Raw genomic sequence first — 5,623 nt, forward strand, 5'->3', positions numbered from 1 at the left:
AAAGATCGCAGCCTCGTTTCACTCGACAGCCCCTACAGGAGACGCGTCGTCGAGCGAAACTATATGAAAGTAGAATCAGGCTTCGGACTTGTTCGCCGCTGCCGCTTCCACAGCAGCCTTGATGGTGCTTTGCAGCGAACCGTCTGCAGCCATCTCGGTCATGATGTCGCTGCCGCCGACCAGCTCACCGCCGACCCACAGTTGCGGGAAAGTCGGCCAGTTGGCGTACTTTGGCAGGTTGGCGCGGATTTCCGGGTTCTGCAGGATGTCCACGTACGCGAACTTTTCACCACAGGCCATCACGGCTTGCGCAGCTTTCGCGGAGAAGCCGCACTGCGGGGCATTCGGCGAGCCTTTCATGTAAAGCAGAATGGTGTTGTTGGCAATCTGCTCTTTAATCGTTTCGATGATATCCATGGAGCACCTCGGCTGAACTTTCCGACTCAGGGGTCGGCACGGTGGCGCATTGTAACGGAATCCCGAGCGCCATGCTCGGTCTCCCCGACAGACCCGCTCAAGCCGCCGCCACCGTCACCGGCACACCGTTCAACGCCGCGTTGCCCGACAGTTCGTCGAGCTGGCACTCGTCGGTCAGGTCGTTGGCGCTCGATCCCGGCTGGCCGCTGGCGATCGCCATCTGCACGCCCGGGCGCGCATGGCCCCAGCCGTGCGGCAGGCTGACCACGCCTTTCATCATGTCGAGACTGGCGAGCACTTCTACCTCGATCTGTCCGACCCGCGAACTCACCCGAACCCGTTGCCCGTCGGCCAGACCACGGCTGGCCAGGTCATCCGGGTGCATCAGCAACTGATGCCGTGGCTTGCCTTTCACCAGCCGATGAAAATTGTGCATCCACGAATTGTTGCTGCGTACATGGCGGCGACCGATCATCAACAATTCATCGGCTGCCGGCGCCTGCAACGCGGCAAAGCGTGCGAGGTCGGCGAGAATTTCCGGCGGTGCAGCCTGGATACGCTGATTCGGCGTTTTCAGACGTGACGCCAGATTCGGCTTCAGCGCCCCCAGATCAATACCGTGCGGATGATCGAACAGCGTCGCCAGCGACAGCTTGTGCTCGGACGCATCGCCGTAGCGGCCCATGCGCAGGCCCATGTCGATCATCTTCGCCGGCGGCATCGTCGGTTTCAGTTCTTTACCGGTTTTCTCGGCGAAGGCCTTGGCCAAGCCGACGAAGATCTCCCAGTCGTGCAGCGCACCCTCGGGCTTGGCGAGGATGGCGCGATTGAAGCGGGTCACGTTACGCACCGCGAACAGGTTGAAAGTGGTGTCGTAGTGGTCGTTTTCCAGCGCCGAGGTCGACGGCAGGATCAGATCGGCATAGCGCGTGGTTTCGTTGATGTACAGGTCGATGCTGAGCATGAAGTCGAGGCCGTCCAGCGCCTGCTCCAACTGCCGGCCGTTGGGTGTCGACAACACCGGGTTGCCGGCCACGGTGATCAGCGCGCGGATCTGCCCCTCGCCCTCCGTGAGCATCTCTTCGGCCAGTGCCGAGACCGGCAACTCGCCGCCGTATTCCGGACGACCGGAAACCCGGCTCTGCCATTTGTTGAAATGCCCGCCCGAGGTCGACGCCACCAGATCCACAGCGGGTTCGGTGCACAGTGCACCGCCAACGCGGTCGAGATTGCCGGTGACCAGATTGATCAACTGCACCACCCAATGACAGAGAGTGCCGAAGGCCTGGGTCGAAACGCCCATGCGTCCATAGCAGACGGCACTCGGTGCGGCAGCGAAGTCGCGCGCCAGTTGGCGGATCTGTTCGGCAGGCACCGCGCAGAGCGGGCTCATCGCTTCGGCGCTGAATTCAGCCACGGCGTTTCGCACTTCGTCGAGGCCATCGACCGGCAAATGGCTGTCGCGGGTCAGGCCTTCGCTGAACAGCGTATTGAGCATGCCGAACAGCAACGCCGCATCGCCGCCCGGGCGGACGAACACGTGCTGATCGGCCATCGCTGCGGTTTCGCTGCGGCGCGGATCGACTACCACCACTTTGCCGCCGCGCGCCTGAATCGCCTTCAGGCGCTTCTCGACGTCCGGCACGGTCATGATGCTGCCGTTGGACGCCAGCGGATTGCCGCCGAGGATCAGCATGAAGTCGGTGTGATCGATGTCCGGAATCGGTAACAGCAAGCCGTGGCCGTACATCAGATAGCTGCTGAGGTGGTGCGGCAGTTGATCGACTGAAGTGGCCGAGTAGCGATTACGCGTTTTCAGCAACCCCAGGAAGTAATTGCTGTGGGTCATCAGGCCGTAGTTGTGCACGCTCGGATTGCCCTGATACACCGCAACGGCGTTCTGCCCGTGATGTTCCTGAATCGCCGCGAGTTTCTCGGCCACCAGCGCAAACGCCTCGTCCCATTCGATCGGCAGCCATTCGCTGCCGACGCGGCGCATCGGCTGACGCAGGCGATCGGGATCGTTCTGAATATCTTGCAGGGCCACGGCTTTCGGGCAGATATGGCCGCGGCTGAAGGTGTCGAGGGCATCACCCTTGATGGAGGTGATCGCGACGTTGCCATCGGTTTCCGTGGTTTCGATGGTCAGGCCGCAAATGGCTTCGCACAGGTGGCATGCACGGTGGTGAAGAGTCTTGGTCATGGCCAGTCTCTGTCTTGTTCGGGAGCAGGCAATCACGCCCGCGGGAACAAAACTATGGCCCGTGCGCAGAGACGGCGCCAGCGACGTTCGTCTTGTGAATCGACGGTTATCAGGACAGCCGATAAATCGCCGCGATCAGTTCGGCGGCAACTGCGGCGGTGCCGCCAGCTGGATCTCCTGGATGGTTTCTATCTGCTCATGGGCGACGTGGACGCCGGTGAGCTCGCCGATCAACCGCCAGTGCTCATCGAGCCCGGCGCTGATGGTGGCCATGCGATCGATCATGTGCCGACCGGCGGATTTGACCACTTCGTCGTCACTGCGCAGCAACTCGAAAGACATCGAGGTGACGGACGCGGTGAGATGGGTCAGGGAGCGAGCCGTGTGGCCCAGCAGTTCCATTAACAGTTGTTCTTTCGATTCCATGCGGAGGCTTCCTGCGTCGCTCGAAACTCATTTATAACCCAGCACTTTGCTTTAGCAAATGTTTCAGTCTGAACATCCGACCAAGCGAATCGGTGGCGCCGCGTTCGTAAACCGACCAGGACTGCTGCGTTGCCGTCGCGGCGCATTGCCAAGCCCGGCGGCGCCAGTGTACAAAGAGGCTCACCGCTGTACTGAATCCGGCTTCACATGCGTGATCGAAATGCCCGGTCCGCGCTCCGAATCCCGCTGACAAAAGTACCCTATTGGAAAAACGCGACATTTAGTGTCAATATCGCGCCTCCCCCTATTTCGTCGCCCCGTGCGGCTTACGCCGCAGGTCTCGCCCGTTGTTCCGTTAAACAAGGCTTTGAGCATCTGCGGTCTGTAGCAAAAAGGTAGTCAATGATGAGCGCAAGGCACTTTCTCTCCCTGATGGATTGCACGCCCGAAGAGCTGGTCAGCGTGATCCGTCGAGGCGTTGAGCTCAAGGACCTGCGTAACCGCGGCGTACTGTTCGAGCCTCTGAAAAACCGCGTGCTGGGGATGATCTTCGAAAAATCCTCGACCCGCACCCGGATCTCCTTCGAGGCCGGCATGATCCAGCTCGGCGGCCAGGCAATCTTCCTGTCCCCGCGCGATACCCAACTGGGCCGTGGCGAGCCGATCAGCGATTGCGCCATTGTCATGTCGAGCATGCTCGATGCGGTGATGATCCGCACCTTCGCCCACAGCACCCTCACCGAATTCGCCGCCAACTCGCGGGTGCCGGTGATCAACGGCCTGTCCGATGATCTGCACCCGTGCCAGTTGCTCGCCGACATGCAGACCTTCCTTGAGCACCGTGGCTCGATCCAGGGCAAGACCGTGGCCTGGATCGGTGACGGCAACAACATGTGCAACAGCTATATAGAAGCGGCGATCCAGTTCGACTTCCAGTTGCGCGTTGCCTGCCCGGAAGGCTACGAGCCGAACCCGGAATTCGTCGCCCAGGCTGGTGATCGCGTGACCATCGTCCGCGATCCGCAAGACGCCGTGCGTGGCGCGCATCTGGTCAGCACCGACGTCTGGACTTCGATGGGCCAGGAAGAGGAAACTGCCAAGCGCCTCAAGCTGTTCGCGCCGTTCCAGGTCAACCGTGCCCTGCTCGACCTCGCTGCCGAGGACGTGCTGTTCATGCACTGCCTGCCGGCGCACCGTGGCGAAGAAATCAGTCTCGACCTGCTCGATGACCCGCGCTCCGTCGCCTGGGATCAGGCAGAAAACCGTCTCCACGCACAGAAGGCCCTGCTCGAGTTCCTCGTCGAACCGGCATATCACCACGCATGAGCCATGAATTACTGCTGAACCTGCGCAACCTCGCTTGCGGCTACCAAGATCAACGCGTGGTGCAGAACCTCAATCTGCACCTCAACGCCGGCGACATCGGCTGCCTGCTCGGCTCGTCCGGCTGCGGCAAGACCACCACCCTGCGCGCCATCGCCGGTTTCGAACCGGTGCATGAAGGCGAAATCACCCTCGGTGGCGAAACCCTGTCCAGTGCCGGTTTCACCCTGGCGCCAGAGAAACGCCGGATCGGCATGGTGTTTCAGGACTACGCGCTGTTCCCGCACCTGAGCGTGGCCGACAACATCGCTTTCGGCATTCGCAAGCACCCGAACAAGGCGCGCGTGGTCGAAGAATTGCTGGAACTGGTCAATCTGAAAAACCTCGGCAAGCGCTTTCCGCACGAGCTGTCCGGCGGTCAGCAACAGCGTGTCGCCCTCGCCCGCGCCCTGGCGCCGGAACCGCAGCTGTTGCTGCTCGACGAGCCGTTCTCCAACCTCGATGGCGAGTTGCGCCGCAAGCTCAGCCATGAGGTACGCGACATCCTCAAGGCCCGTGGTACCAGTGCGATTCTGGTCACCCACGATCAGGAAGAAGCCTTCGCCGTCAGCGATCACGTTGGCGTGTTCAAGGAAGGTCGGCTGGAACAGTGGGACACGCCCTACAACCTCTACCACGAACCGGCGACGCCGTATGTCGCCAGTTTCATCGGTCAGGGTTACTTCATTCGCGGTCAGCTCGTCACCCCGGAATCGGTGCAGACCGAGCTGGGTGAACTGCGCGGCAATCGCGCCTACACCTGGCCGATTGGCGGTGCGGTGGATGTGCTGTTGCGTCCGGATGACATTGTTTATGCACCGGACAGCGCATTGCAGGCGCAGATTGTCGGCAAGACATTCCTCGGCGCGGCGACCTTGTATCGCCTGCAACTGCCGACCGGTGCACAACTGGAATCGATCTTTCCGAGCCATGCCGATCATCTGGTTGGCGCCCAGGTCGGGATTCGCGTAGCGGCGGATCACCTGGTGCTGTTCCAGGCTTCGGGGAGCACTGCGGCACAGATCCCGGCGGTGGAAAACGGCGTCCGTCGATTCAGCACCAGCCTTTGATCCGCACTGGATAAAAATTGTGGGAGATTCTATGGTTCATGCCTAGCCCCTAAACGCCTTTGGGTGAGTATTCGCTCTGGTTTTTCAACAGAGCAAATACCACCCGTGCAAGCTTGCGGGCTAGTGCGACCAGTGCTTGGGTAGT

Annotated in this window: 5 protein-coding genes and 1 pseudogene; 2 read left to right on the forward strand and 4 right to left on the reverse strand. The window is 61.2% G+C overall.

Going from position 1 to position 5,623, the window contains the following annotated elements; all coding sequences use genetic code 11:
* Positions 1-75: 75 nt before the first annotated feature.
* The 3 genes from grxD to F8N49_RS24995 all read right to left on the reverse strand — a co-directional run bounded on the left by grxD (position 76) and on the right by F8N49_RS24995 (position 3,046).
* The gene (grxD, locus tag F8N49_RS24985) at positions 76-417 is read right to left on the reverse strand and encodes a Grx4 family monothiol glutaredoxin (protein WP_016773402.1); all 342 of its coding nucleotides are present in this window, start codon (positions 415-417) and stop codon (positions 76-78) included.
* 97 nt (positions 418-514) lie between these two features.
* Positions 515-2,620 carry a molybdopterin oxidoreductase family protein gene (locus F8N49_RS24990; protein ID WP_151553018.1) on the reverse strand — a complete coding sequence of 702 codons (2,106 nt, stop codon included), beginning with the start codon at positions 2,618-2,620 and terminating at the stop codon, positions 515-517.
* 135 nt (positions 2,621-2,755) lie between these two features.
* Positions 2,756-3,046, reverse strand: a complete 291-nt coding sequence (locus tag F8N49_RS24995) for a hypothetical protein (protein ID WP_016773401.1) — start codon at positions 3,044-3,046, stop codon at positions 2,756-2,758.
* Positions 3,047-3,451: 405 nt separating this feature from the next.
* Between F8N49_RS24995 and argF the strand changes: the two genes are divergently transcribed.
* Together argF and F8N49_RS25005 are read left to right on the forward strand one after the other, a co-directional pair.
* On the forward strand, positions 3,452-4,372 hold the full coding sequence (argF, locus tag F8N49_RS25000) for an ornithine carbamoyltransferase (RefSeq protein ID WP_024014160.1): 921 nt from the start codon (positions 3,452-3,454) through the stop codon (positions 4,370-4,372).
* Positions 4,369-5,478 carry an ABC transporter ATP-binding protein gene (locus F8N49_RS25005; RefSeq protein WP_016773399.1) on the forward strand — a complete coding sequence of 370 codons (1,110 nt, stop codon included), beginning with the start codon at positions 4,369-4,371 and terminating at the stop codon, positions 5,476-5,478. The genes argF and F8N49_RS25005 overlap by 4 nt, the downstream gene beginning before the upstream one ends.
* 49 nt (positions 5,479-5,527) lie before the next feature.
* Here F8N49_RS25005 and F8N49_RS28390 read toward each other — a convergent pair.
* A pseudogene (locus tag F8N49_RS28390) lies at positions 5,528-5,623 on the reverse strand (IS110 family transposase); the annotation flags it as partial.

Origin of the sequence: Pseudomonas sp. GXM4 (assembly GCF_008923895.1) — a bacterium.
In the GTDB taxonomy this organism is placed as follows: domain Bacteria; phylum Pseudomonadota; class Gammaproteobacteria; order Pseudomonadales; family Pseudomonadaceae; genus Aquipseudomonas; species Aquipseudomonas atacamensis.

Bases quoted from the DNA above. Each gene is read 5' to 3' on its own strand.
- argF (WP_024014160.1), top strand. From the start codon at position 3,452: ATGAGCGCAAGGCACTTTCTCTCCCTGATGGATTGCACGCCCGAAGAG.
- F8N49_RS24995 (WP_016773401.1), bottom strand. From the start codon at position 3,046: ATGGAATCGAAAGAACAACTGTTAATGGAACTGCTGGGCCACACGGCT.
- F8N49_RS24990 (WP_151553018.1), bottom strand. From the start codon at position 2,620: ATGACCAAGACTCTTCACCACCGTGCATGCCACCTGTGCGAAGCCATT.
- grxD (WP_016773402.1), bottom strand. From the start codon at position 417: ATGGATATCATCGAAACGATTAAAGAGCAGATTGCCAACAACACCATT.
- F8N49_RS25005 (WP_016773399.1), top strand. From the start codon at position 4,369: ATGAGCCATGAATTACTGCTGAACCTGCGCAACCTCGCTTGCGGCTAC.